The 643-nt window shown below is 58.5% G+C and carries 1 pseudogene; it reads left to right on the forward strand.

Annotation, left to right across the window (positions count from 1 at the left end):
• A pseudogene (gene tssI, locus FDX11_RS01655) lies at positions 1–643 on the forward strand (type VI secretion system tip protein TssI/VgrG); the annotation flags it as partial.

Genomic DNA, 643 nt, shown 5'->3' on the forward strand with positions numbered 1-643 from the left:
GACCAGAAACTGGTGCTCTGTGATGACGTGGCCGGGATTTCCACGCTGGGTGAGATGCCCTTTAACCCGAATACCCGCGAAGTCGCCACGGAATGCATCAGTGAGTTCCATTACCGGGCGCAGGTACGCCCTTCATCAGTGGAAAACCAGGATTACACCTTCAAAACACCAGGATGGCCCGGTTACTTCAGCCACCATGCCACAAACCTGAACGGTCAGCGCACCCAGTATGAAATCTTTGATTATCCGGGACGCTTCAAGGACGTACAGCACGGTCAGGACTTTGCCCGCTACCAGGCTGAAGGCCACCGGCAGGATGCTGAAACCGCTGCCTGCGAGAGTAACTCCCCGAAACTGTGGCCCGGAAAACGGTTCACCCTCACCGGTCATCCATCACGCACGCTGAACCGGGAGTGGCAGGGGACAGGCAGTGTGCTGAAAGGAAAGCAGCCACAGGTATCCCGGCTGACCGGACGTGGCGCTCCTCCCCCCTGCCAAAACCTTCCGTTGACGGTCCACAGAGCGCCATTGTCACCGGTCCGGCGGGTGAGGAAATCTTCTGCGATGAGCATGGTCGTGTCCGGGTACGTTTTCACTGGGACCGTTACTGCCCGGGAAACGAAGACAGCTCCTGCTGGATACG

This window comes from Citrobacter sp. wls714 (genome assembly GCF_005281025.1).
In the GTDB taxonomy this organism is placed as follows: Bacteria; Pseudomonadota; Gammaproteobacteria; order Enterobacterales; family Enterobacteriaceae; genus Citrobacter; species Citrobacter werkmanii.